A 24,385-nucleotide genomic window follows, 5' to 3' on the forward strand; every position below is an offset into this window, starting at 1 on the left:
AAAGCTTTAAGGGAGCTGGTTGGGATCGCCCAACCAGCAACCTGCGAAGCATGGAAGTCGTCGTTCCAAAGACATCGAGCCGTCGTCGCCTTCCCGGCGGCGGCGGCTTTGATGCTAAAAAACAACGCTCAAAGGGCCACGTTCTAAAATTCCTGAACTTCGGGCGTTTTCGATTGATCGCGAAAGGTGGTCGCGACAAAAGGGCGACGATGCCCTTTGTCGACAAACTCTTCGGTTGCAACGGCCGTGCCGAAGCGGTTTCTGTTCCGTCATTGTACCGGTGGGCGTAATGGTGGACGTGCGTTCGTCTTCTCGAGTTCTTTCGGCGCGGCGTCGTCGCCGTTATCGATTAAGGGCAGATGACGTTCGGCCCAGCGTATCTCTGCGGCTGCGTACAGCTGCGCTTCCCCAGCCAACGGTCGTCTCTGCATTCCCCGCGACACGACAAGGTGGTCGACATGGCCTGTCGGGCCGTCGTTTCCTGATCGTTTCCGCACCATTCGGATCGTTCGGAGCCGCACTGGCCTCGGTGCTCGAATCGCGTGGCGCGGTCGTCAATCGCATGATCTTCAACGCCGGCGATGCGATGAACTGGCGCAGACCGGGCGGATTGGTCTTCAAGGATACGGCGAAGTCCTGGTCCGATGGTCTGGCGCGCATCGTCGCCGATTTCAGCGATGTCATCGTCTTTGGCGAGGCCGGCGCCTACAACCGCGCGGTTCTGGCGGCAGCCGACACCCTGAACGCTCGTGTCTGGGTTCTGGAAAACGGCTATTTTCGTCCTGATTGGATCACGGTCGAACGCAATGGCGTAAACGGATCAAGCGCGCTGCCACGCTTCCGCGACGGATATCCCGAACCGGCGCCGAAGCTGCTCGAGCCTGTCGCGGTCGGAAAAATCCTGCCGCACCACGTCGCCAATATCAGCGCTTATCATACGGTGCAGGTCGCGGGAAAAGCGTTCTTCCCAAACTATGCTGCGCCCTATGTGTTCTCCCCGCTGAAGCAGTGCCTGGGCCATATCCGACGCTATGTCAGTCTGGCGTTCCGTCGGCCCGAGAACTGCGATGCCGACGTCATTAGGGCCAGGGGCGAGTTCTTTATCGCCTGCTTGCAACGCGAAGGCGACGCGCAACTGCTGCGTTACTCGCGATACGCTGACAACCGCGCCTTCCTGACCGCCGTCATCACCAGCTTCGCCGCCAAGGCGCCGCCTGGGGCGCGCCTGGTGGTTAAGAACCATCCGTTGGATCCGGGTTTGGTCAATCTCCGCGCCGTCACGATGCGGCTTGCTCAGGAGCATGGCTTGATGGGCCGTGTCGATTTCATCGATGGCGGCAATCTGGCGGCTCTATGTCGGACGTCGTTGGGGATGGTGGTCAACAACTCCAGCGCCGCGCTTTCCGCGCTGGGCTTCCATACGCCGGTCAAGGTTCTGGGCGACGCCTTCTTCGACTTCGAGGGTCTGACCGACCAGAAACCGCTTGATGATTTCTGGGGCGCGCCGGAGGCACCGGATAGCGATCTGTTCGCACGCTTCCGCGCGCATGTGATCGCCCAAAGCCAGGTGAACGGCAACTATCATGAGCCGCACGCCATCGTGCCGACGGCGAACGGCATCGCGGACGTTTTCGAGCGGGCGTCAGCCTAGCCTAGCCGCCGCAGGGTGTGGCGCCCAGACCACCCTCCCTCCTTGTCATATTGCTGTTACATAACTGTCGCCCAAGGTTTCAACATGCGCCCTAGAGGGGGCTGGATTGCGACAGGCGATGCACGCCTGACGCCAACGCCATTCGCGCCGTCCATCTGGGGATAGATGTAATGATTTCTCGCAAAAGCCTGATCTGGGCGACCACCGCCCTTGCCGGCTCGCTGGCCTTCGCCGGCGCCGCCTCCGCTCAATCGACCGGCACGGAAGCGACCGAAGTGCAGGAAGTGGTCGTCACCGGCACGCGGGGTCCACGCACCACCGACGGCACCATCGTTGCTGAAACCGCCGGCAAGACGCGCTCGACCGTGACGCAGGAGTTCATCTCGACCCAAGCCGCCGGTCAGACCATTGTTCAAACCCTGAACCTGACGCCGGGCCTGAACTTCACCAACAACGACCCCTATGGCTCATCGGGCGGCAACATTCGTCTGCGCGGCTTCGACGGCAACCGCGTTTCGCTGACCTTCGACGGCATTCCGCTGAACGACACCGGCAACTACGCTAGCTACACCAACCAACAGCTGGACCCGGAACTGATCGAGCGCGCTTCGGTCAACACCGGCACGACCGACGTCGACAGCCCGACCGCCTCAGCGACCGGCGGCACCATCAACTATACCTCGCGTCGTCCGGCGGCTGACTTCGGAGGCTGGATTCAAGGCTCACTGGGTGACTTCGACTATAAGCGCATCATGGCGCTGGTCGATACAGGTCAAGTTGGTCCGTGGGGAACTTCGGCCTGGTTCGCCGTCTCGCACCAGGAATACGACAAGTTCAAAGGCCAGGGCGACCTGAAGAAGACGCAGTACAACATGCGTATCTATCAGCCGGTCGGTTCGAACGGGGACTTTGTCGCGCTGTCAGCCCACTACAACGAAAACCGCAACTTCGCGTACTATAGCCCGAGCCTTGAATCGACGTCGGCGCTCGGTGTTGTGACGCCGGCCGAAGTTGAGACCAGCCCGTTCGGCTGGAACATCGACTACAGCACCAATTATACCGCCCCCACCTTCCGTAACGGGCTGGCCGATATTGACGGCAACACCTCCAGCACCTCGGCCGCAGCCTATTACGGTCTCCGCATCAACCCGTCGGACACGGGCAATGTCCGCCTGAACTCCAAGTTCACGCTGGCTGAAGGGCTGACCTTCACCTTCGATCCGTCGTTCCAGTACACCCAGGCCAACGGCGGCGGTCAGCAAACGACCCTGACGGAAACCAACGCTCTGATCCGCGGCACGCGCACCACCGGCGGCATCGACCTGAATGGCGACGGCGACACGCTGGACACCGTCCGCGTCATGACGCCGTCGAACACGAACACCTATCGCTATGGCATCAACAGCTCGCTGATCTGGAACGTCAACGACGATCACCAGTTGCGGGCAGCCTATACGCTGGACTACGGGCGTCACCGCCAGACCGGAGCCTACGGCTTCATTGATTTCAGCGACCCGGCCAATCCGCGCTTTGCCGATGAGTTCGGCGGTCTGGACGATAAGAACAACCGCATCATCAACCTGGACGGCTACTACCTGCGTGCCCGCGACCGCCTGTCGTATGCGGAACTGAACCAAGCGGCCTTCGAGTATCGCGGTGACTTCCTGGACAAGGCCCTGCGCATCAACATCGGCGTGCGCATGCCCTTCTTCAAACGCGAACTGAACCAGTACTGCTACTCGCAGAACTCGTCGTCGAGCGTGCGCTGCACCAGCGAGACGCCGAATGCTACTCTGGCAAACGGCAATGTCACCTTCGCCTCGACCGGAACGACCCAGTATATCGCGCCTTACTCGCGCGAGCTGAAGTATGACGACGTGCTGCCGAACGTGGGCGCAACCTACCGCTTCGGCGGCGATCACATGGTCTATGCGTCCTACGCAGAGGGTATCTCGGCGCCCCGTACGGACAGCCTGTACTCCGTCACGCGTCTTGCCGACGGCTCGATCGGCAATCCGAATGTCCAGCCGGAAAACACCAAAACCTTCGACTTGGGCTATCGCTATCAGACCTCCAGCCTGATCGCCTCGGCCGCCGTGTGGCACACCGACTACCAGAACCGGATCGTCTCCTCGTACGACCAGGATTTGGGCTTCAACGTTGATCGTAACGTTGGCGCTGTGGAATCCTACGGCTTCGATGGCTCGCTGGGCTGGGAGCCGACCGACAAGTTGAGCATCTTCGCTTCGCTGTCGCTGCTGGAGAGCGAGCTGAAGGACAACGTCAACATCTCGTCCACCCTGGTCGCCCTGACCAAGGGCAAGGAAGTGGTCGAGACGCCGAAGGAAACCCTGGGCCTGCGTATCGCCTACGATTTCAACCCGGTCTTCTCGGCGGCGATCCAAGGCAAGTATGTCGGCGAGCGTTGGGTCACCGACGTCAACGACCAGAAGGTTGACGCCTATACGGTCGTGGATCTGGACGCCCGTTTCGACTTCGCGCCGCTGGGCCTGCAAGGCACCTACCTGCAGTTCAACGTCATCAACCTGTTTGACGAGCGCTATTACGGTTCGCTGGGTTCGACCACGTCTTCGGTCGTCGGCGGCGCCGGCTACAGCCGCCCGTTCGCCAACATCGCCGCTCCGCGGACGATCATGGCCAGCGTGCGCTACGCCTTCTAAGGCTCAGCCAGACTGAAACGACGAAGGGCGGTCCGTTTGCGGGCCGCCCTTTTTCGTGGCTGACGTTGAAGTCGGGGGCGCTTGGGGCCATATGGCGCGGCTCCGAGTTCGGCCCTTCTTGAGGACGCCCGCATGACCGATCCGACTGCTGCCGCCATCCCCGCTGAATGGGCGCCGCACCGCGCCATGTGGGTGGGTTGGCCCAGCCATGCGGAATATTGGTTCGAGGCGCTGGAGCAGGCGCAGGACGAGGTCGAGCGTCTGGTGCGGGCTCTGGCCGGACCGGGTCGCGAACAGGTCAAGCTGATGGTCGGCAAGGCCGAGGCTCTGGCCGACGCCCAGGCGCGCTTTGCGGGCGTGGCGAATGTCGAGGTCGTGGCCGGCGAGTTCGGCGACGTCTGGCTGCGCGACACCGGGCCGATCTTTGGCGCGGGATCCAGGACAGCCGCCGCTTTCAAGTTCAACGGCTGGGGCGGGAAATATGACATGCCGGGCGACGATCTGGTCGCCGGGCAGATCGGCCGACATGCGGGCGTGGACCTGACCTGGAACGACTTTGTCATGGAGGGCGGGTCGCTGGATCATGACGGGGAGGGCACCGTCCTGACCACGCGTCAATGCCTGCTGAACCCGAACCGCAATCCGGCCTGGAACCAGGATGAGGCCGCCGCGGCGGCGGCGCTGGAGAAGGCGGTCGGCGCCAAGGTGGTGGTGTGGTTGGGCGACGGTTTGCTGAACGATCACACCGACGGGCACGTCGATAATCTGGCGCGGTTCGTCGCGCCGGGCGTGGTCGCCTGCCCGGTCGCCTGGGGGACGAACGACGTCAACGCCGACGTCTATGACGCGACGGCGCGCGATCTGGCCGCCGTGACCGATGCGGCGGGCCGTCGGCTGAAGGTCGTGCGCATCCCGTCGCCGGGCCTGGTGCTGGACGAGGACGAACGCCCGATCCCGGCCAGCCACATGAACTTCCTGATCGCGAACGGCGCGGTGATCGTTCCCACCTATGGCGATGCGCGCGCCGCCGACATGGCCTGTAAGGCGTTGAAGGACGCCTTCCCCGATCGCGAGATCATCCCGCTGCCGTCCAACGCCATCCTGACCGGCGGCGGCTCGTTCCACTGCATCTCACAGCAGGAGCCCGCATGACCCGCAACATCACTGTCGCCGGCATCCAGACCTCGTATGGCGAGGACATGCAGGCGAACATCGACAAGACCATCGCCTTCGTGCGCGAGGCGGCGGGGCGGGGTGCGCAGGTGATCCTGCCGTCGGAGCTGTTCCAGGGGCCGTATTTCTGCGTCTCGCAGGAAGAGCACTGGTTCAGCCAGGCCTATGAATGGCGCGAACATCCGTGCGTCACGGCCATGGCGCCGGTCGCCAAGGAGCTGGGCGTGGCGATTCCGGTCTCGATCTTCGAAAAGGACGGGCCGCAGTATTACAACTCGCTGGTCATGCTGGACGCGGACGGCGAGGCGCTGGGGGTCTATCGCAAGAGCCATATCCCCGACGGCCCCGGCTATCAGGAGAAATACTATTTCCGGCCGGGCGACACGGGCTTCAAGGTCTGGAAGACGCGCTTCGGTAAGGTCGGGGTCGGCATCTGCTGGGACCAGTGGTTCCCGGAAGCGGCGCGGGCGATGATGCTGATGGGCGCCGATGTCCTGATGTATCCGACCGCCATTGGCACCGAGCCGCATGATGCGACCCTGCACACGGCCGAGCCGTGGCGGCGGGCCATGCAGGGACACGCGGTGTCGAACGCCGTGCCGGTCGTCGGCGCCAACCGGATCGGTCATGAGCGCGTGACCGAGGTCGGCCAGACCTTCTACGGCCATTCCTTTATCGCCGATCAGCAAGGCGAACTGGTCGAGCAACTGGGCGCCGAGGAGGAGGGGGTGCTGGTGCACCGCTTCGATCTGGACGAGCTGGACAAATACCGCGCGGCCTGGGGTTTCTTCCGCGATCGCCGGACGGACCTGTATGGGGCGCTGACGGGTAGGGGCTGATCCGATCCTCCCCCGCGTCAGCGGGGGAGGGGGACCGCCGCAGGGGGTGGAGGGGGCAAGCCCCGCACCGTGCGTAAGATGCGGCCGAGGTCAGTTCCGTATCCGCCCCCTCCACCACTTCGTGGTCCCCCTCCCCCGGAACGGGGGAGGATTTTTAGCCCCGCATCGCCTCGACCGCTGCGACCAGTCGGTCGAGGTCCGCCTGCGTCGAAAGCCGGTGATCGCCGCCCTCGATCACGTCCAGACGCACGTCGCCGCCCGTCAGCCGTTCGACCAGCTCGACCTGATGTCGCCAGGGCACGACGTCGTCGGCGCGGCCTTGCAGGATATGAACCGGGGTGGCGATGTCGATCACGCCGTCCAGCAGCAGCCATTTGCGCGCTTCCTCGAACATGCGCCGCGTCAGGACATATTCGCCCAGACCCTCTTCGACGATCAGGGTTTCGCCCTCGCGTAGGATGGCCTGACGCTCGTGGTCCACCAGGCCGGGCCACATCAGCCGTTCGGTGAAGTCCTGGGCCGGATTGACTAGGACCAGCCCCTTGATCCGGTCCGGCCGCGCCAGGGTCGCCAGCAGCGTGACCCAGCCGCCCATCGAGGAGCCGACCGGAATGACCGGGCCGGAAAGACTGTCGATCAGGGCGACAGCGTCCTCGCGCCAGCGGCCGATGGTGGCCTGTCTCCAGTCGCCGGAGGACTGGCCGTGGGCGAAATGGTCGTAGCGGACGAAGTTCCAGCCGCGTTCGCGCGCGGCGACGTCCAGGGCCAGGGCCTTGGTCCCCTCCATGTCCGAACGAAAGCCGCCCACCCAGATCACGGTCGGGCCGCCGCCTTCGACGCGTTTGAAGGCCAGGGTTTCGCCATCGGGGCGGGACAGGTGCTGGATGTCGGTCATGGCGCCGTTCTGCCCGGACTTTCCGCCGTCGTCACCCTTGACCGCGACGCGCGATGGCGGAACACAGACCCATGTCCGCACCCCAGGTCCTGTTCGTCACCTCCAACCGCATCGGCGACTGCGTCATCTCGTCGGGCGTGATCCGCGAGATCGCGCGTCAGGTCCGGGGGGCCGAGATCACCGTCGCCTGCGGCCGCCCGCCCGCGCCCTTCTTCCGCAATGCGCCCGGCGTGGTGCGCACCATCGTGCTGGACAAGAAGAAGCTGTCTGGCCACTGGCTCGATCTGTGGAAACAGGTCGTCGGCACGCGCTGGGATCTGGTGATCGACATCCGGGGTTCGGCGCTCAGCTATCTGATCCCGGCGAAGCGGCGCATCGTCTATAACCGCTCTTGGGAGACGGGCCTGCGCAAGGTCGAGATGGTGTCGCGCCTGATGGGTTCGCCGACGCCGCTGGATCCCGAAATCTTCCTGGACGATCAGGCGCGGGCCGAGGCCGCCGCCGTGATCGATCCGCAGCTGGCGGGCGGCGCGGGTCCCGGCCCGATAATCGCCCTGGCCCCCATCGCGCATCAGCCGGGCAAGAGCTGGCCCGCCGACCGCTGGGGCGCGCTGGTCGAGAAGCTGAAAGCCGAGCCGCGCTTCAACGGCTGGCGCTTCATGCCGGTGGGCGGGCCGGGTGACCGGCCCCCGGCGACCCCGGCTTTGGGGGCGGCGGGCCATTCTGAGCAAGGAGGGCGCGGCATCGATTTCGTCGGCAAGGGCGACATCCTGGCCTCGGCCGCCGCCATCGATCGGGCCGATCTGTTCGTCGGCAACGATTCGGGTCTGATGCACGTGTCGGCGGCGCTGGGCCGGCCGACCCTGGGTCTGTTCGGTCCGACCGAGTGGTGGCTGTACGGTCCCTGGGGACCCAAGACGCGCACGGCGGCGTCCAACGAGACGCGCGGCCAGTTCGCGCCGATCGAGGACCTAACGGTGGATCACGTCTTCGACGCGGTGCTGGCGCTGCATGACGCGTACATCGTCGAAACGCCTGCGAACCCTTGAAAAATCGGGGCTCGCGGCGCATATTGCCGGCCTTGAGGGGAACGTGGCGATCGCCGCGTGCATTCGCTCATCACGACACACGCCTTCTCTGACCACATAAGGAAACGACGCCCATTCGCCGTCCCATGCAAGCGCCACCCGTGAAAGACGGGCCGCGTATGAACCAGGATATCCGCGCCCCTCGCGTTCTGCTCATCGACCAGAACGGCGAAAAACAGGGCGTCATGCCCACCTCCGCTGCTCTGGAAGCCGCCGAGGAAGCCGGGATGGACCTGGTCGAGATCGTCTCCACCTCCGAGCCGCCGGTGGCCAAGATCCTCGATTACGGCAAGCACCGTTTCCAGGAACAGAAGAAGAAGGCCGAGCAGCGCAAGCGTCAGAAGGTCGTCGAGCTGAAGGAGATCAAACTCCGTCCCAACATCGACACCCACGACTATGAGGTGAAGGCCAAGGCCATGCACCGCTTCTTCGAGGAAGGCGACAAGGTCAAGGTCACCCTGCGCTTCCGCGGTCGCGAAATGGCGCACCCCGAACTGGGCATGAAACTGCTGAACAAGGTCCAGGCCGACTTCGACGAGGTCGCCAAGGTCGAGTTCTCGCCCAAGATGGAAGGCCGCCAGATGATCATGATTCTGGCCCCGCGCTAAAGCTTCTTCATCTTTATGAGTCTGACGCCCGCGCCTTCTGGTTGCGGGCGTTATGCGTTTGAATAACAGTGTCCCCTCTGGATCGTTCGATTCGAGGGTGGGGCTGCTGTGAATCTGTCAAAATCAACTCTTTGGGCTTTTGTCAGCGTGCTGGCCCTGGGCTGTGTTCCGGCTCATTCGCAGGATGTGTCCGCCGTCTCGCAGGCGTCGGCCTCTGCGCCGGCGAAACCCGCTGCGTTGGATTTGTACGGCCGGCTTCCGGCGTTTTCCAGCCCGCGCTTGTCGCCCGACGGCACGAAATTGGCGCATTTGGTGAATGTCGGAACTGGGCAGGCGCTAGTCATCATCGACCTGTCAAACCTTCAAGTGATTGGCGGGCTTCGTTCGATCGAAAACAAGGTGCGTGGCCTGTCGTGGGTGGGCAACGACTACCTGCTGATTTCCACATCCACCGCCGCCTCATTGCCGTTTGCTGCTGGGAAGGGCGAATACACGCAGGGTCTGATCTACACGCTTGCAACGCGTTCGGTTCAGACGGTTTTCGCCCGCAATCCGGAACTGGCTCGCATCATGATCAGCGGCGCGATTATCCGTGATACGCCGACTGGCCCGGCCATCTATTCGCAAGCCTTTGATGCGCGCGATGGAACGGCTGATCTCTACCGCGTCGATCCCGCCACCAATCGCGCTACTCAGATCGCCCGGGGCCGCAATGTCGGCAACTATCTCCTAGACAGCGCCGGCGAACCGGTTGCGCGCTCCACATATTACGCCGAGACCGGCACATGGAGCGTTGATGTCAAGCGAGATGGAGGATGGCCTCGCGTCTGGTCGACGACCGCCTTGCTTGATCAGCCTTCGTTGATTGGTTTTGGCGCTTCGACAAAGTCGGTCATCGTTCAGGCCAAACTCGAAGGAGACGACGAACCCAAATATCGCGAGCTTTCGCTCGAAACCGGCCAGTGGACGGATCTAGCTTTCGACACTCAACCGGACAGCCTGATCTATCATCCCGTCACGAAGCTGTTGATCGGCACCGTCAGGACCAGCGACGAGGGACCTGTCTACGACATCACTGACCCTGCGGCGGCGCGGACTTGGCGCGCGGTCAGGACCGCGTTCAAGGATCGTCATCCGTCGATTCAGAGCTGGGCGGCGAACATGAGGTCGCTGATCGTCGAGACGGACGGAAACGGCGATCCCGGCACGTACAACCTCGTGGATCTGGATCGTGGCGTCGCCGAAATCGTGGGCCAATCCTATCCCGACATCGCGGCCAACCAGGTCGGAGAGATACGATCTGTCTCCTACACGGCAGCCGACGGCATGACGATTCCAGGATACCTAACCCTGCCGCCGGGTGTTGGGGAGCCTCGTAGTCTGCCGCTGGTAGTGTTGCCGCACGGTGGTCCTGCGGCGCGCGACACCTTCGGATTCGACTGGTGGGCGCAAGCGATTGCCGCTCAGGGCTATGTGGTGTTGCAGCCCAATTTCCGGGGATCGGACGGCTTGGGTGAAGCTCATCTGAGCGCCGGCTATGGTCAGTGGGGTCGCAAGATGCAGACCGACCTGTCAGACGGCGTACGCTGGTTGGCGTCGCAAGGCATGATCGATCCCAAGCGGGTGTGTATCGTCGGCGCCAGCTACGGGGGGTACGCCGCCATGGCCGGTCCGACTCTGGACACCGGCATCTACCGATGCGCCGTGGCTGTGGCGGGCGTTTCCGACCTCAATGAGATGATCCGTTGGTCGGGGGGGGGCTCACGGGGACGCGAGAGCCCAGTTGTTCGATATTGGATGCGTTTCATGGGCGCGGAAAAGCTTGGCGATCCGGCGCTCGACGCCTTGTCGCCAGCACTGATGGCTGATCGCGCCGATGCGCCGATGCTTCTGATCCACGGCCGAGATGACACGGTCGTGCCCTACGACCAGTCTGTCCGGCTTTACAATGCTCTACGCAGAGCCGGAAAGCCCGTTGAACTCGTTCCGCTCGATGATGAGGACCACTGGCTATCGACCGCCGCCACGCGACAGCGGATGCTCGATGAAACCGTAAGATTCTTGAAGGCGAACAACCCGGTCGACTGATCTGCGGCCGGCCGCGTTCGATGATGGCGCTTCTCCGTCGTCGAACGCCGAGCTAAGTCTCCGCTATGACCGTGAACCCGACCCCGCCCAAGCTCAAGACGCCGGCGCTGGCTGTGCTGTTTGCGACGGTGTTTATCAATCTGGTCGGGTTTGGGCTGGTGGTGCCGTTACTGCCGTTCTTCGCCCAGAGCCTGCAGGCCGAGGCGTGGCAGATCACGCTGATGTTCTCGGCCTATTCGCTGGGTCAGTTCTTCGCCGAGCCGTTCTGGGGGCGGTTGTCGGATCGGATCGGGCGAAAGCCCGTGCTGTTGATGACCCTGATCGCCAATGCGCTGGGCTATCTGATGCTGGCCTTCGTGCCTAACATCTGGCTGGCGATCGCGGTCAGGCTGTTCACCGGCCTTGGCGCGGGCAATATCTCGACGGTTCAGGGGTATGTGGCCGATGTGACCCCGCCCGAGCAGAGGGCCGGGCGGATGGGTCTGATCGGGGCCGCCTTCGGCCTGGGCTTCATCGTCGGGCCGGGTTTAGGCGGATTGCTGACGCAGCCGCAACTGGGACGGCTGGGCTATCAGCTGCCGATCTTCCTGGCGGCGGCGTTGGCGGCGGTTGCGGCGGTCGGCGTCGTCGTCTTCCTGCGCGAAAGCCGGGCCAAGGCCGATCCCGCCGCCCCGCGTCCGGCCTTCCTGGCGGGACTGAAGGATGCACGCGACAACGCGGTGGTGTCGCGCGTGCTGGTCGTGACCCTGATCTATATGGCCGGGTTTTCGGCGATGGAGAGCGTGTTCGGCCTGTGGTCCGAGAGCCGCTATCAATGGGGCGCGCGCGAGGTGGGGCTCAGCTTCATGATCGTGGGCATCGTCTCGACGCTGAACCAGGGGTTCTTCGCTGGAAGGCTGGCGCGGCGCTTCGGCGAATCGCGTGTGCTGGCCACCGGCATGTTGCTCTTTGGAACCTCGCTGGTGTTGCAGGTGCTGGCGCCGGTCGCCTGGTTTCCCGCGACGCGGCTCGAGCTGGGGGCCCTGACGATCCCGGTCGTCCAGGGCTGGATCATTCCGATCGTAATGGCGATCGGCGCGTGCGGCATGTCGCTGGCAATGCCCAACATCTCGGCCATGATCAGCCGCGCCTCGCCGCCTGATCGGCAGGGGGCCATGCTGGGCCTGAACATGGCCTCCAGCTCAGTGGCGCGCATCTTCGGGCCGATGATCGCGGGCGCGCTGTTCTCGGGGTTGGGGCATGACTGGCCCTTCGTGATCGGGGCGCTGCTGACCGTCCCAGCGGCGCTTATGGCGATCAACGCCGGACGCGTCATTCGCGGCGGCGAGGGCGGCGTCAAAGCCCCGGCCTGACTCGTCTTGCAATGGCGGCGCTCTTCACGTAGAAGCCGCGCCTTCGCGTACCGAACCGCCAGGCGAACAGGCATGCCTGGGCGGTTCTTAAACTCTGAGGAAACACCGCACGACGGGCTCAAGCAGCTCGAAGAGCGGTCGCCCCTCAAAAAGGAGACTGAAATGCCGAAACTGAAGACGAAGTCGGGCGCCAAGAAGCGCTTCAAATTCACGGCCACTGGCAAGGTTAAGGCCGGCGTTGCGGGCAAGCGTCACCGCTTGATCAGCCACAACTCGAAATACATCCGCCAGAACCGCGGCACCTCGGTCATGGCCGACGCAGACGCCAAGAAGATCAAATCCTACATGCCGTACGCCTGATCGGCGCGCGCTGTACGACTGATCTCCATCCCAAAGAATTTGAAGGAATAGCGACATGGCTCGCGTTAAACGTGGCGTAACCTCGCACGCCAAGCACAAGAAGGTTCTGGAGCAGGCCAAGGGCTTCTCCGGCCGCCGCAAGAATACCATCCGTACGGCCAAGGCCGCCGTCGACCGCGCCGGGCAATACGCCTATCGCGACCGTCGCGCCAAGAAGCGTAACTTCCGCGCCCTGTGGATCCAGCGCATCAACGCCGCCGCCCGTCTGGAAGGCTTCACCTACAGCCAGTTCATCAACGGCCTGAACAAGGCCGGCATCGAACTGGACCGCAAGGTTCTGGCCGCGATCGCCGCTGACGCGACCGGCTTCAAGGCTGTCGCCGACAAGGTCCGCGCCGCCCTGGCTTAAGGGCCGCGCTCAAGTCGCGAGCGATCGCGTCGCGAGCGTAGCGCACTAAGAATGACGCCCGCTCCGGTTTCCGGGGCGGGCGTTCTTCGTTTCAGGCCGCCTTGGGGACGTGCGATGCTTGGCTCTGCGCCAGCACCGTGCGGATGGCGTTCAGAAGGGCGTCGGGCTGGATGGGCTTTTGCGCCACCCCGTTCATGCCGGCGGCGATATAGTCCAGCTCGTCGCGCTCGTCGGCGTTCGCCGTCAGGGCCAGAATCGGCAGGGCGTGGGCCGGGCCCGGCAGGGCGCGGATGGCCCGCGTCGCGGCGACCCCGTCCATCACCGGCATCTTGATATCCATCAGGGCCAGGTCGAACCGGCGCGCGCTGACGGCATCCAGCGCCTCGCGCCCATTCTCGGCCATCTCGCAGGTGCAGCCGAACATCTCCAGCAGTTTGCCGGCGACGAAGCGGTTGGTGGCGTTGTCGTCCACCACCAGCACATGCAGGGTCTCGTGCGGCGTCGGCTCGGCCATGACGGGGGCTGGCGCCGTGTTCTCGGTCGCGACGCGCAGCGGCAGGCGCACCTGAAAGCGCGCGCCGCCCTGGGGCGAGGCGCCCAGCGAGATCGCGCCGCCCATCCGTTCGGCGATCTGACGACAGATGGCCAGACCCAGGCCCGCGCCCGCCCCCTCGCGCCCGGCCTTTCCGGTGTTGAACGGGTCGAAGATGGTCGCGGCCGCCGCCTCGGGCACGCCGGGGCCGCTGTCGTCCACGGTGAAGATCACCTCGCCGTCGGCGTGGCTTTCGATCAGGGCGACGACCTCGCCCGTCAGGGTGAACTTCAGCGCATTGCCGATCAGGTTGTTCAACAACTGCTTCAGCCGCATCCCGTCGGCCTGAACGTAAGGAACGGCCAGGTCGGTGCGGATGGTCAGGGCCAGGGCCTTTTCGTCGGCCCGCGCGCGCCACAGGGCGTCGATGTCGAAGGCGACGGCCGACAGGTCCAGCGGCTCCTCCTCCAGCGTCAGCATGCCGGCCGAGGCGCGTGACATGTCCAGCGCGTCGGTCAGCAGCCGCAGCAGGCTCTGGCCCGAATCGATCACGGTGCGGACGTAGGGACGCAGCTCTTCCTGCTCCAGCTTCTTGTCCATCAGGGCCGCGACGCCAAGCACGCCGTTCAGGGGTGTGCGGATCTCGTGGCTCATCACCGCCAGGAACTCGGACTTGGCCCGGCTGGAGGCGACGGCCTCGGCCTCGGCCAGCGCCAGGTCGCGGGCCAGGGCGCTCATTTCCTCGGCCCGCTGGCGGTGCAGGGCCGCGCCGGCCTGAACCACCTGCAGCGCCGTGCCGACGCCGACGTAGCGGCCGTCCGCCACCACGATGAAGCCCGTCAGCAAGGCGCCCAGTTCCGCCGCGTCGTAGGCGTGGAAGAAGGCCTCGGCGCTGGTCGCCGCCTCCGCCACCGGAGCATTGCGGTCCATCAGGCTTTCGGCGGGCTTTCGGGCATACAGGGCGCGTCCGAACTCGGCCGCCATCCTCAGGGTGAAGGCGTTGCGCTCGATGATGCCGAGGGGGCGGCCATCTTCATCGACGACAGCCAGGGCCAGGGTGTTCGGCTCGGTCTGGAACCGTTCGAACACATCTGCGCCCGGCGTGGACGGGGCCACGGGCGCGATCAAGTCGACGAAATCACCGATCAGCGGCATCAAGGTCCTCGCAAGTCCGGACGCCTGATTAGACGGTGATATTTAACGCCAGCTTTGCCGTTCATGAACCTTTCGCGGCGGGTTTTCGACAGTCGATCCGTAGGCGGATGGAAAGTCCGGACTGCGCGCGATATTCCCTCGCGCACGCGACTTCGATAGCCTCGCCGCATGATGCGCACCCTGATCTGCGGCCTGGTTGCCGCCCTCGTTCTTGTCACTCCCGCCGCCGCGCAGGACCGACGCGTCGCCGTGACCTTCGACGACCTGCCGTTTCAGACGGATGCGGCGACCTTATGCGATCCGGCGCGCCTGATGACGATCACCCAGGATTTCGTCGCCATGCTGAAGCCGCTGGACACGCACGGCACAGCCTTCGTCAATGCGGGCAAGGTGTGCGAGGCCGAGCGCGCCACGATCCTGCCGCGCGTGCTGAACGTCTGGCTGGACGCTGGTCTGGACCTGGGCAACCACACCAACACCCATCTGAACATCCACTCGACGACGGTCGAGGCCTATCTGGCCGACGTGGACGCCGGGGCGCCGATCGTTCAGCAGACGCTTGAGGCGCGCGGCCAGACCCTGCGTTGGTTCCGCCACCCCTATCTGTTCACCGGCGAGACGCAGGAAAAGCACGACGCCATCGCCGCCGGCCTAGCCCAGCGCGGCTATACGATCGCGCCTGTGACCCTCGACAACAACGACTGGATGTTCGCCGACGTCTATCGCAAGGCCGAGCAGATCGGCGATCAGGCGCTGATGCAGCGCATCGGTCAGGCCTATGTGGCGCATATGGCGACGGTGCTGGACTTCTACGAACCCTATAGCGCCGAGGTGGCGGGCGGGCGCGAACCGGCGCAGGTGCTGCTGCTGCACGCCAACACCCTGAACCAGGCCTGGTATCCGCAGATCCACGCCCTGTATCTGGCGCGCGGTTATCGCTTCGTGCCGCTGGAAGAGGCGCTGGCCGATCCGATCTATCAGCACCCTGACACCTATGTCCGCGCCAACGGAATCTCGTGGCTGCATCGCTGGATGCAGACCGACGGCCGGCCCATCCGCTGGGAGCCCGAACCGCCCGCCTGGATCGTTGCGGCCAACAAGGCGCCGGCGTCGGAACTTCAGGCCATCGCATCCGCCCCTTGAAGGGTGACGAAACGGCTTCCACCCGTCAGGGCCTGATCGGCTGAGGGGAAATCGCTTCGCGATTTCGCTGATGCCGTGAATCAGGCCTTTATTTTCCCCGTGAGCATGATTCACGCTCCTGTCGGAACCGCGAAGCGGTTCCGTCCGAACCGATCATGCTCTAAGGCACGGGGCAAATGACCGATCTCGCCACACTCGAACTCGACCTGATCAACGCCATCGGCGGCGCGGAAACCGTCGCCGCCCTGGAAGAGGTGCGCGTCGCCGCCCTGGGCAAGTCCGGCTCCGTCTCCGGCCTGCTGAAGGGCATGGGGGCGATGAGCCCCGACGAACGCCGCGAACAGGGGCCGATGATCAACGGCCTGCGCGACCGCGTCGCCGCCGCCATCGCCGCGAAGAAGACCGCGCTGGAAGCCGCCGAGTTGGACGCCCGGCTGCTGTCGGAACGCATCGACCTGACCCTGCCGGCGCGTCCGCGCAGGAAGGGCGGGGTCCACCCGACCATGCAGGTGATGGACGAGATGATCGCCCTGTTCGCCGAGATGGGCTTCGCCGTGGCCGAAGGTCCGGACATCGAGGACGACTTCCACAACTTCACCGCCCTGAACTTCCCGCCCAAACATCCGGCGCGGGAAATGCATGACACCTTCTTCTTGAAGCCGGACCCCGAGACGGGCGAACGCAAGGTGCTTAGGACCCACACCAGCCCGGTGCAGGTCCGCACCATGATATCGCAAAAGCCGCCGATCCGGATCGTCGCGCCGGGCCGCACCTTCCGCAAGGATTGGGACGCCACCCACACGCCGATGTTCCATCAGATCGAAGGCCTGGTGATCGATCGTGACATTCACATGGGCCATCTGAAGACGACGCTTCAGACCTTCATCGCCCGCTTCTTCGAACTGGACGCGATCCAGGCGCGGTTCCGTCCGCACCACTTCCCCTTCACCGAGCCCTCGGCCGAGATGGACATCCGCTGCGACCGTTCGGGCGGAAAATTGGTGTTCAACACCGGCGACGACTGGCTGGAAATCCTGGGCTGCGGGATGGTGCATCCCAATGTGCTTAGGAACTGCGGCATCGACCCGGACGAATATCAGGGCTTCGCCTTCGGCATGGGCGTGGACCGGCTGGCCATGCTGAAATACGGCGTGCCCGACCTGCGCCCGATGTTTGACGCCGACACCCGCTGGCTGTCCCACTACGGCTTCTCGGCCTTCGCCGCCCCCAACCCGGCCTCGGGCCTGAGCTGAACCCATGACCACAGTAAACCTGCCTTTCCCGCCCGAATTCGCCCGTCAGCAAGTGTTCGAGGATATTCAAATCCCTTTGGCGGTCTTTTTCCGTCAGTTGGCGATGAGCAATGTTTCCATCGTTGAAGGCCGCGCGTTTCGTCGATGCAAGATCGAGGGGCCGGCTGTGATGCTTGTCCTGGATGGCGTGGCGTTCGACGGCTGTAACATGGGGTTCGACGGCGGCGATGTTCGCAATCTGCTGCTTCGTCCGATGGGTAAGAAGGTGATCGGATCCGTGCCGTTCGCCATGTGTCTGTTCGAAAACTGCTCGTTCAACGCGGTCGGCTTTACGGGTGAAGACCGACATCTTGAGGCGTTCCAGTCGGCCTTGAGCGACGTGCAGCAATGAAGTTCACCCTGTCTTGGCTGAAGGACCACCTCGAGACCGAGGCGGATGTTCATCAGATCGCCGAGGCCATGACCATGGCCGGGCTTGAGGTCGAGGAAGTGCTCGACCCCGCCGCCAAACTGGCGCCCTTCACCGTGGCCAAGATCGTTTCGGCCGAGCGGCATCCCAACGCCGACCGGTTGCAGGTCTGCCAAGTCGAGACGGTCGACGGGATGAAGGAGATCGTCTGCGGCGCACCGAACGCGCGGGCGGGCCTGACCACCATCTACGCCCCCATCGGCGCCTATGTGCCAGGTCTGGGCGTGACCCTGGTCGAGAAGCCGGTGCGCGGCGTGGTGTCGAACGGCATGCTGTGCTCGGCCTCGGAGCTTGAGTTGTCGGACGAGAGCGACGGCATTCAGGAACTGCCGCCTGAAATCCCCGTCGGCACGCCGGTCGCCGGCCTGTTCGGCGCCGAGCCGGTCATCGATTTCGAGGTCACGCCGAACCGGCCCGACTGGCTGGGCGTCGCCGGCATCGCGCGCGATCTGGCCGCCGCCAGCGTCGGCAAGCTGAAGCATTTCGACATCGCCGTGGTGCGCGGGGCCTTCCCGTCGCCGATCAGCGTGCGGCTGGAGGCTCCCGAGATGTGCCCGGTCTTCGCCGGTCGCGTCATTCGCGGCGTCAAAAACGGCCCGTCGCCGGCCTGGCTGCAGAAGCGTCTGACGGCCATCGGCCTGCGCTCGATCAACCGTCTGGTCGATGTAACCAACCTGATCGCCTATGACCGCGCCCGGCCGCTGCACGTCTATGACGTCGCCAAGCTGTCGGGGACCGAGATCGTGGTGCGGGCGGGGCAGGTTTCGGCCGCGACCGGTGAGCACGAACATCTGATCGCCCTGGACGGCAAGACCTACGCCGCATCCGCAGCCGACTGCGTCATCGCCGACGCTGGGGGCGAGCGCCCCATCGGCCTGGGCGGCGTCATGGGCGGGGAATCGACCGGCTGTGACGAGACCACCACGGACGTCTTCCTGGAAAGCGCCTGGTTCGACCCGCTGGTCATCGCCCAGACCGGCCGTGCGCTGGGCATCCATTCCGACGCCCAGTACCGGTTCGCGCGCGGCGTCGATCCGGTCTCGGTCACGCCGGGGCTGGAACTGGCGACGCGCCTGATCCTGGACCTGTGCGGCGGCGAGCCGTCGGAGATCGTCTTCGTCGGCGAACCGCCGGCCAGCCCGGCGCCCTTCGCCTTCGACCCCGCCTATGTGAAGCGCCTCAGCGGCATGGACCTGGCCGATGACCGGATCGGGACCATCCTGGGCCAGCTCGGTTTCCTGGTTCAGGCCGCGCCCGCCGGTCAGGCCGAGCCCTGGCTCGTCACCCCGCCCTCGTGGCGCCGCGACGTCGAAGGCCCGGCCGATCTGGTGGAAGAGGTGGCGCGGATCGAGGGCTTCGACAGCCTGCCCGATACGCCTCTGCCCGAGGTCGCCCGCCCCGCCGGCGGCGTGCTGAGCCCGCGCCAGGCCCGCGTCCGCACCGCGCGTCGCGCCCTGGCGGCCCTCGGTTACGCCGAGGCCGTCACCTGGTCCTTCACCAAACAATCGACGGCGGCCCTGTTCGGCGGCGGAGACGACCGGCTGGTGCTGGAGAACCCCATCGCGGCCGATCTGGACTGCATGCGGCCCTCGGCCCTGCCGAACCTGGTCCAGGCGGCGGCGCGCAACGCCGCGCGCGGTTTCGACGACGCCGCGCTGTTCGAGATCGGCCCCATCTATCTGGGCGACGGTCCGGCGGATCAGCGCACAGTCATCGCCGCCCTGGTCGCCCCGCACGCCGCCCGTCACTGGGCCGGCGCCGGTGAGGACGCCCTGTTCACGCTCAAGGGCGACCTGACCATCCTGCTGGAAGAGATCGGCGCCCCGGTGGCCTCGCTGCAACTGACCCAAGGCCAGAACCGCGACTGGTGGCACCCTGGCCGTTCGGCCCGGCTGCAACTGGGCCCCAAGAATGTGATGGTCGAGCTCGGCGAACTGCATCCGCGCGTCCTGAAGGCGCTGGACGCTGACGGTCCGATCTTGGCCTTCGAAATCGTGCTGGACAATGTGCCGGAGCCACGCGGCAAAAGCGGCAAGGCGCGCGGCTCGGCGGACCTGTCGGCCTTCATGCCCCTGACCCGCGACTTCGCCTTCGTGGTGGAAGACGCCAAGCCTGTCGGCGAGCTGGTCCGGGCCGCGACGGGCGCCGACAAGGCCCTGATCACCGACGTGCGCGTCTTCGACGTCTATCGCGGCAAGGGCGTGGACGAGGGCTTCAAGTCCGTCGCCCTCGAGGTCGTCATCCAGCCGCGCGAAGCCACCCTGACCGAAGCCGAGATCGAGGCCCTGACCGCCAAGGTTGTCGGAGCGGTCGAAAAGCAGGGCGGCAGGCTGCGGGCTTGAGGGGGCGCAGCGCCGTCTTTCGGGCGGCGCGGGGGACATTGGCGATGACGACGGAACCTCAGGCGGCCCAACCGGATCGCGGCCATCTGCTGCGCGTCCTGGGCGTGACGTTCGGCGTCGCCGTCGTGGTCGGCGGCGTCATCGGTCAGGGCATACTGCGCACCCCTGGCGTGGTCGCCGAGGGGGTTCAGAACCCCACGATCATCATCGCCCTGTGGTGCGTCGCCGGTCTGGTCGCCTGGATCGACGCCATGTCGACCGTCGAGCTGGCCGCCTCGATCCGCAAGACGGGCGGCCCCTATATCTTCGCCCGACGCGCCTTCGGGTCGTTGACCGGCCTCGCCGTCGGCGTTTGCGACTGGCTGGGCAATATGGGCGGCATCGCCTTCATCGCCGTGGTCTTTGGCGAATATCTGCATCGGTTGGGCGTCGCGACCAGCGTGCCCATCGGCGTCCTCGCCCTGTTGATCGTGGTCGTGGTGGGCAGCGTGCAATGGCTGGGCACCAAGGTCGGCGGTCGGTCGCAGGAGATCGGCAGCGCGGTCAAGGCGGCCCTGTTCACCGTGCTGATCATCGGCCTGTTCCTGGCGCCGCGCGGCGCGCCCGTCGCGACCGAGATCGCGCCGGCGACGGCGGCGGCGCTGACCTTCGGCGGCATCGTCATGGCCCTGCGGGCCATCTCAGGCACCTATTACGGTTGGAACAGCGCCTCCTACTTCTGCGAAGAGGTGGTCGATCCGGGGCGGACGATCGCGCGGGCGACCTTCTCGGGCATCGCGGTTGTGACGGTGATCTATGTGCTGGCCAACCTGGCCTATCTGAACGTCCTGACGCCGGCCGAGATGGCCGGCTCGAACCTCGTCGCCGCGGATGCGGCCGGTCGGGTGTTCGGCGATGTCGCCGGCCCCATCGTCACGGCCATTTCGCTGGTGTCGCTGGTGACGATCATCAATGCGATGGTCATGGTGTTCCCGCGCGTCCTGTTCGCCATGGCGCGCGAGTATCAGATCTCGGCCCTGACCCGGGTCGCCGCCAACGGCACGCCGCGTCTGGCCCTGATCGCGACCGTGCTGGCCGGCGGGCTGCTGGCCACCATCGGGGTCTATGAGACCCTGCTGACCTTTTCGACGTCGCTGCTGGCGCTGATGAGCGTTCTGGTGAATGCGGCCGTCATCGTCCTGCGGGTGCGCGAGCCAAATCTGGAACGGCCGTGGAAGATGCCGCTCTATCCCCTGCCGGCGATCATCGCCTTGGCGATCAATACGACCCTGTTCGTGATCTTCGTGGTCGAGGACCCGCTGACGGCCGCCAAGGCGTTCGGAACCCTCGCCGTCCTGATCGGGCTCGCCTGGGTGCTGGTCCGGCGAAAGCGTGCAGCGGCCTGATCCGCGCGTCCTGGTAAGTCCCCGTTAACCTTGAAGCCGCAAGGCTGCCGCAAAGGTCGGGGACGGTGAGGCCAAGACCGGCGCGCCAGCCGGCCGTCCTCTCGTCGCCTTTCGGAGCGCCCTCCATGCATCGCCGCCAACTGATCCTTTCGGGCCTCGCCACCGCCGCCGGCGCCTCGTCGCTGGGCGCCTGCGCCTCGGCGCCGCCGCGCGATCCCAACTATCCGATCCGCTCGGACCAGACCGCCCAGGCCTACAGCTTCGATGAACTGGTTTCGGCCGGCTCGCGCGAGCTGGGCATCGCGGCTGAGGTCGTGGGCGGCGCGATCGAGCGTGTCTTCGCCGACCAGGGCGACCGCCCGACCGCCTATATCGCGGGCGAGGAAGGCTCCGGCGCCGTGGTCGTCGGCGCCCGCTACGGCCGCGGCGCCCTGCACATGAAGGACCTGTCGGCCTCTCAGGAGGTGTTCTGGCAGGGCGCGTCGGTGGGCTGGGACTGGGGCGGCAACGCCAGCCGCGTCTTCACCCTGGTCTATGGTCTGTATCACCCCGACATGATCTATCGCCGCTATCCCGGCATCGAGGGTTCGGCCTATCTGGTCGCGGGCCTGGGTGTGAACTACCAGCGCGCCGACGGCATCGTCCTGGCCCCCATCCGCACCGGCGTCGGCCTGCGCCTAGGCGCCAACGTCGGCACCATGAGCTACAGCCGCCAGCGCAATCTGCTGCCCTTCTAAGCGCGCTAGGCTCGCGACGCGGTCGCTCGCGGCTAGGGCGCGTGACTGCGCCCTAGCTCACCAATCGCAGCGGCGGCGGCGCGTCCATCAGCGTCGCCAGCCCTTCGCGCCAGCTGGGATAGGCGGGCCGCCAGCCCAGCTCGGCCTTGGCCAGTGCGTTCGAGACACGCTTGGAGTCCAGATAGAAGCGACGCATCGCCTTGCTGACGCTGTCGTCGGTCCAGTCCACCTCTGGCGGGCGGGGCAGGCCCATCCGATCCGCCGCCCATTCCATCACCACATCGGCGGGCGACGGTTCGTCGTCGGTCAGATTGTAGGCGGTGCCCGGTCGCGGCTGCGCCATCGACGCGAACAGGCCCGAGACGATGTCGTCCACATGGATGCGATTGAAGACCTGGCCGGGCTTTCTGACCAGTTTCGCCGTGCCTTCCTTCAGCCGCTCGACCACGCTGCGCCCCGGCCCGTAGAAACCGGGCAGGCGGAAGATCTGGACGGTCAGCCCCATCCCCTGCGCCCCATCCAGCCAATCGCGTTCGGCCCGGACACGGCGCGCGCCCTCCAGATTGGCGGCGTTCAGCGGCCCGTCCTCGAATACCCATCCGCCGGCCCGGTCGCCATAGACGGAGGTGGAGGAGACATAACCGATCCAGTCGGGCCAGGCGTCGCCCGCAAGGGGCCCCAGGGCCCGCAGACCGGGACAGCCTTGGGCGTCCGGCGCGGCGGTGATCAGCACGGCCGTCGCCGCCTCCAGCGCCGTCTTAAGGGCAGCCGCATCGCTGGGGTCGATGGCCATGATCCCGTCGGCCGCCAGGGCGCGGCGTCGCTCGGGATCGCGCGATGTGGCGGTCGCCCGTCCGCCGCGGCGTATGGCCTCCAGCGCCGCCGCCCGCCCCAGATAGCCGCCGCCGAAGACCAGCAGATCGAGGGGAGGGGAGGCGATAGGCATTACGAAACTCAGGCCGTCAGAACTTGGGAAGGTGGCGCGTCAACTGCCGGTCGCGCGTCATTTTCCAGCGCCTCCGCCCGGCGTTGGTTCCAGGCGGAGACGCACGGCACCCGACCCAGATCGGCGCGGTCGGCATAGCGGCGGGCGATATCCGTGACCTCGTCCATCAGGCCTTGCGCCAGGGTGATCGGCTTCAGCCCCAGGTCGCGGAACTGGTCGTTGGCGACGACCAGATCGTTTTCGTCGGCCTCCTGACGCGGATTGGCGACATTGTGGATTTCGGCGCCGGTCTTGTCGGCGATCATGGCCGCCAAATCGCGCACGCGGCGGCTCTCGGTCATCTGGTTCAGGATCTTGACCCGCTCGCCGCGTTTGGGCGGGTTCTTCAGCGCCAGTTCGACGCAGCGCACCGTGTCCTGAATATGGATGAAGGCCCGCGTCTGGCCGCCCGATCCATGCACCGTCAGCGGATAACCGACCGCCGCCTGCATCAAAAAGCGGTTCAGCACCGTGCCGTAATCGCCATCATAGTCGAAGCGGTTGATCAGTCGTTCGTCCTGTTTGGTCTCGGCGGTCTGGGTGCCCCAGACGATGCCCTGGTGCAGGTCGGTGATGCGCAGATTGTCGTTGCGGGCATAGAACTGGAACAGCAGGGCGTCCTGCGTCTTGGTCATGTGATAGATGCTGCCCGGATTGGGCGGGAACAGGATTTCCTGCTCGGCGGGGCCGTTGTCGGTATCCACCGTCACCTTTAGATAGCCCTCGGGAATGCGGAGGCCTGCGGTGCCGTAGCCATAGACCCCCATCGTCCCCAGGTGCGCCAGATGAACGTCCAGGCCGCTTTCGACGATGGCGGCCAGCAGATGGTTGGTGGCGTTGATGTTGTTGTCGACGGTATACAGCTTGTGCCGCGCCGACTTCATCGAATAGGGGGCGGCCCGCTGCTCGGCGAAATGCACCACGCTGTCGGGGGCCAGGTCGCGGATCAGGGCGACCAGGCGGTCGAACTCCTTGCCGACCGTCATGTTAACGAAGCCGATGTCGCGGCCGGACACGTCTTTCCACGCCTTGATCCGCTCGCCCATGGTGCGGATCGGCGTCAGGGACTGGACCTCCAGCTCGTTGTCGATGTTCCGGCGGCTCAGGTTGTCGACGATGGTCACGTCCCACCCTTCGGCCGACAGATGCAGGGCCGTGGGCCAGCCGCAAAAACCGTCGCCGCCCAGAACCAGCACGCGCATGGGATAGCCTCGTCGTCGTCTCAAAGGTCATGCCTAGC

21 protein-coding genes are annotated in these 24,385 nt (G+C 65.5%); 17 read left to right on the plus strand and 4 right to left on the minus strand.

Translation table 11 applies throughout. From position 1 onward, the window contains the following. The 5 genes from BVE01S_RS16875 to aguB form a co-directional block, all read left to right on the plus strand. A partial coding sequence (locus BVE01S_RS16875; protein WP_218015930.1) for a hypothetical protein occupies positions 1-290 on the plus strand: 290 nt, incomplete at its 5' end. After that, positions 290-1,651 carry a capsular biosynthesis protein gene (locus tag BVE01S_RS13965; protein WP_205678576.1) on the plus strand — a complete coding sequence of 454 codons (1,362 nt, stop codon included), beginning with the start codon at positions 290-292 and terminating at the stop codon, positions 1,649-1,651. The genes BVE01S_RS16875 and BVE01S_RS13965, both read left to right, overlap by 1 nt. A gap of 170 nt (positions 1,652-1,821) precedes the next feature. Further along, the gene (locus BVE01S_RS13970; protein ID WP_066628797.1) at positions 1,822-4,332 is read left to right on the plus strand and encodes a TonB-dependent receptor; all 2,511 of its coding nucleotides are present in this window, start codon (positions 1,822-1,824) and stop codon (positions 4,330-4,332) included. A gap of 132 nt (positions 4,333-4,464) precedes the next feature. After that, a complete protein-coding gene (locus tag BVE01S_RS13975; RefSeq protein ID WP_084375416.1) occupies positions 4,465-5,484 on the plus strand; it encodes an agmatine deiminase family protein in 1,020 nt (339 codons plus the stop codon). Beyond that, positions 5,481-6,344 carry an N-carbamoylputrescine amidase gene (gene aguB, locus BVE01S_RS13980; RefSeq protein ID WP_066628799.1) on the plus strand — a complete coding sequence of 288 codons (864 nt, stop codon included), beginning with the start codon at positions 5,481-5,483 and terminating at the stop codon, positions 6,342-6,344. The genes BVE01S_RS13975 and aguB overlap by 4 nt, the downstream gene beginning before the upstream one ends. A 154-nt stretch (positions 6,345-6,498) precedes the next feature. Here aguB and BVE01S_RS13985 read toward each other — a convergent pair whose 3' ends face one another. Then, a complete protein-coding gene (locus BVE01S_RS13985; RefSeq protein ID WP_066628804.1) occupies positions 6,499-7,239 on the minus strand; it encodes an alpha/beta fold hydrolase in 741 nt (246 codons plus the stop codon). Positions 7,240-7,310: 71 nt separating this feature from the next. Here BVE01S_RS13985 and BVE01S_RS13990 point away from each other — a divergent pair, with 71 nt between their 5' ends. The 6 genes from BVE01S_RS13990 (at position 7,311) to rplT (ending at position 13,144) form a co-directional block, all read left to right on the plus strand. Next, positions 7,311-8,288, plus strand: coding sequence for a glycosyltransferase family 9 protein (locus BVE01S_RS13990; protein ID WP_066628807.1), 978 nt, complete (start codon positions 7,311-7,313; stop codon positions 8,286-8,288). A 125-nt stretch (positions 8,289-8,413) separates the two neighbouring features. Further along, a complete protein-coding gene (gene infC, locus BVE01S_RS13995; protein ID WP_055752751.1) occupies positions 8,414-8,935 on the plus strand; it encodes a translation initiation factor IF-3 in 522 nt (173 codons plus the stop codon). A 108-nt stretch (positions 8,936-9,043) separates the two neighbouring features. Then, complete coding sequence (locus tag BVE01S_RS14000) at positions 9,044-11,023, plus strand: alpha/beta hydrolase family protein (RefSeq protein WP_157076468.1); 1,980 nt, start codon at positions 9,044-9,046, stop codon at positions 11,021-11,023. A 65-nt stretch (positions 11,024-11,088) separates the two neighbouring features. Further along, the gene (locus tag BVE01S_RS14005) at positions 11,089-12,375 is read left to right on the plus strand and encodes an MFS transporter (RefSeq protein ID WP_066628810.1); all 1,287 of its coding nucleotides are present in this window, start codon (positions 11,089-11,091) and stop codon (positions 12,373-12,375) included. 162 nt (positions 12,376-12,537) lie between these two features. Continuing rightward, positions 12,538-12,735 carry a 50S ribosomal protein L35 gene (gene rpmI, locus BVE01S_RS14010; protein ID WP_003166435.1) on the plus strand — a complete coding sequence of 66 codons (198 nt, stop codon included), beginning with the start codon at positions 12,538-12,540 and terminating at the stop codon, positions 12,733-12,735. A gap of 55 nt (positions 12,736-12,790) precedes the next feature. Continuing rightward, positions 12,791-13,144, plus strand: coding sequence for a 50S ribosomal protein L20 (gene rplT, locus BVE01S_RS14015; protein ID WP_017506327.1), 354 nt, complete (start codon positions 12,791-12,793; stop codon positions 13,142-13,144). A 91-nt stretch (positions 13,145-13,235) separates the two neighbouring features. Here rplT and BVE01S_RS14020 read toward each other — a convergent pair whose 3' ends face one another. Beyond that, on the minus strand, positions 13,236-14,831 hold the full coding sequence (locus BVE01S_RS14020) for an ATP-binding protein (protein WP_066628812.1): 1,596 nt from the start codon (positions 14,829-14,831) through the stop codon (positions 13,236-13,238). A gap of 168 nt (positions 14,832-14,999) precedes the next feature. Between BVE01S_RS14020 and BVE01S_RS14025 the strand changes: the two genes are divergently transcribed. From BVE01S_RS14025 to BVE01S_RS14050, 6 genes are all read left to right on the plus strand, one after another. Further along, entirely contained in the window at positions 15,000-15,974 is a 975-nt protein-coding gene (locus tag BVE01S_RS14025) for a polysaccharide deacetylase family protein (protein ID WP_066628815.1), read from the plus strand. Positions 15,975-16,150: 176 nt separating this feature from the next. Further along, complete coding sequence (gene pheS / locus BVE01S_RS14030; protein WP_066628817.1) at positions 16,151-17,227, plus strand: phenylalanine--tRNA ligase subunit alpha; 1,077 nt, start codon at positions 16,151-16,153, stop codon at positions 17,225-17,227. Positions 17,228-17,231: 4 nt separating this feature from the next. After that, positions 17,232-17,618: a hypothetical protein gene (locus BVE01S_RS14035; RefSeq protein WP_066628819.1), complete on the plus strand. Its 387-nt coding sequence runs from the start codon at positions 17,232-17,234 to the stop codon at positions 17,616-17,618. Further along, the gene (gene pheT, locus BVE01S_RS14040) at positions 17,615-20,038 is read left to right on the plus strand and encodes a phenylalanine--tRNA ligase subunit beta (RefSeq protein ID WP_066628822.1); all 2,424 of its coding nucleotides are present in this window, start codon (positions 17,615-17,617) and stop codon (positions 20,036-20,038) included. The genes BVE01S_RS14035 and pheT overlap by 4 nt, the downstream gene beginning before the upstream one ends. Positions 20,039-20,082: 44 nt before the next feature. Next, positions 20,083-21,423 carry an APC family permease gene (locus BVE01S_RS14045; RefSeq protein WP_066628823.1) on the plus strand — a complete coding sequence of 447 codons (1,341 nt, stop codon included), beginning with the start codon at positions 20,083-20,085 and terminating at the stop codon, positions 21,421-21,423. 125 nt (positions 21,424-21,548) lie between these two features. Further along, positions 21,549-22,160, plus strand: a complete 612-nt coding sequence (locus BVE01S_RS14050) for a DUF1134 domain-containing protein (RefSeq protein ID WP_017506335.1) — start codon at positions 21,549-21,551, stop codon at positions 22,158-22,160. A gap of 52 nt (positions 22,161-22,212) precedes the next feature. Here the strand turns inward: BVE01S_RS14050 and BVE01S_RS14055 are convergent, their stop codons facing one another. Both BVE01S_RS14055 and BVE01S_RS14060 read right to left on the minus strand, forming a co-directional pair. Next, positions 22,213-23,106 (minus strand): Rossmann-fold NAD(P)-binding domain-containing protein, encoded by an 894-nt coding sequence (locus tag BVE01S_RS14055; protein ID WP_066628824.1) that lies wholly within the window; start codon positions 23,104-23,106, stop codon positions 22,213-22,215. Between the two features lie 8 nt (positions 23,107-23,114). Further along, on the minus strand, positions 23,115-24,347 hold the full coding sequence (locus BVE01S_RS14060) for an NAD-dependent epimerase/dehydratase family protein (protein ID WP_066628827.1): 1,233 nt from the start codon (positions 24,345-24,347) through the stop codon (positions 23,115-23,117). Positions 24,348-24,385: the final 38 nt, after the last annotated feature.

The sequence above is a fragment of the Brevundimonas vesicularis NBRC 12165 genome (assembly GCF_001592205.1).
Classification (GTDB): Bacteria; Pseudomonadota; Alphaproteobacteria; order Caulobacterales; family Caulobacteraceae; genus Brevundimonas; species Brevundimonas vesicularis.

Coding starts and splice junctions, on each gene's coding strand:
- BVE01S_RS13965 (WP_205678576.1), top strand. CDS start 290: ATGGTGGACGTGCGTTCGTCTTCTCGAGTTCTTTCGGCGCGGCGTCGT.
- BVE01S_RS13970 (WP_066628797.1), top strand. CDS start 1,822: ATGATTTCTCGCAAAAGCCTGATCTGGGCGACCACCGCCCTTGCCGGC.
- BVE01S_RS13975 (WP_084375416.1), top strand. CDS start 4,465: ATGACCGATCCGACTGCTGCCGCCATCCCCGCTGAATGGGCGCCGCAC.
- aguB (WP_066628799.1), top strand. CDS start 5,481: ATGACCCGCAACATCACTGTCGCCGGCATCCAGACCTCGTATGGCGAG.
- BVE01S_RS13985 (WP_066628804.1), bottom strand. CDS start 7,239: ATGACCGACATCCAGCACCTGTCCCGCCCCGATGGCGAAACCCTGGCC.
- BVE01S_RS13990 (WP_066628807.1), top strand. CDS start 7,311: ATGTCCGCACCCCAGGTCCTGTTCGTCACCTCCAACCGCATCGGCGAC.
- infC (WP_055752751.1), top strand. CDS start 8,414: ATGCAAGCGCCACCCGTGAAAGACGGGCCGCGTATGAACCAGGATATC.
- BVE01S_RS14005 (WP_066628810.1), top strand. CDS start 11,089: ATGACCGTGAACCCGACCCCGCCCAAGCTCAAGACGCCGGCGCTGGCT.
- rpmI (WP_003166435.1), top strand. CDS start 12,538: ATGCCGAAACTGAAGACGAAGTCGGGCGCCAAGAAGCGCTTCAAATTC.
- rplT (WP_017506327.1), top strand. CDS start 12,791: ATGGCTCGCGTTAAACGTGGCGTAACCTCGCACGCCAAGCACAAGAAG.
- BVE01S_RS14020 (WP_066628812.1), bottom strand. CDS start 14,831: ATGCCGCTGATCGGTGATTTCGTCGACTTGATCGCGCCCGTGGCCCCG.
- BVE01S_RS14025 (WP_066628815.1), top strand. CDS start 15,000: ATGATGCGCACCCTGATCTGCGGCCTGGTTGCCGCCCTCGTTCTTGTC.
- pheS (WP_066628817.1), top strand. CDS start 16,151: ATGACCGATCTCGCCACACTCGAACTCGACCTGATCAACGCCATCGGC.
- BVE01S_RS14035 (WP_066628819.1), top strand. CDS start 17,232: ATGACCACAGTAAACCTGCCTTTCCCGCCCGAATTCGCCCGTCAGCAA.
- pheT (WP_066628822.1), top strand. CDS start 17,615: ATGAAGTTCACCCTGTCTTGGCTGAAGGACCACCTCGAGACCGAGGCG.
- BVE01S_RS14045 (WP_066628823.1), top strand. CDS start 20,083: ATGACGACGGAACCTCAGGCGGCCCAACCGGATCGCGGCCATCTGCTG.
- BVE01S_RS14050 (WP_017506335.1), top strand. CDS start 21,549: ATGCATCGCCGCCAACTGATCCTTTCGGGCCTCGCCACCGCCGCCGGC.
- BVE01S_RS14055 (WP_066628824.1), bottom strand. CDS start 23,106: ATGCCTATCGCCTCCCCTCCCCTCGATCTGCTGGTCTTCGGCGGCGGC.
- BVE01S_RS14060 (WP_066628827.1), bottom strand. CDS start 24,347: ATGCGCGTGCTGGTTCTGGGCGGCGACGGTTTTTGCGGCTGGCCCACG.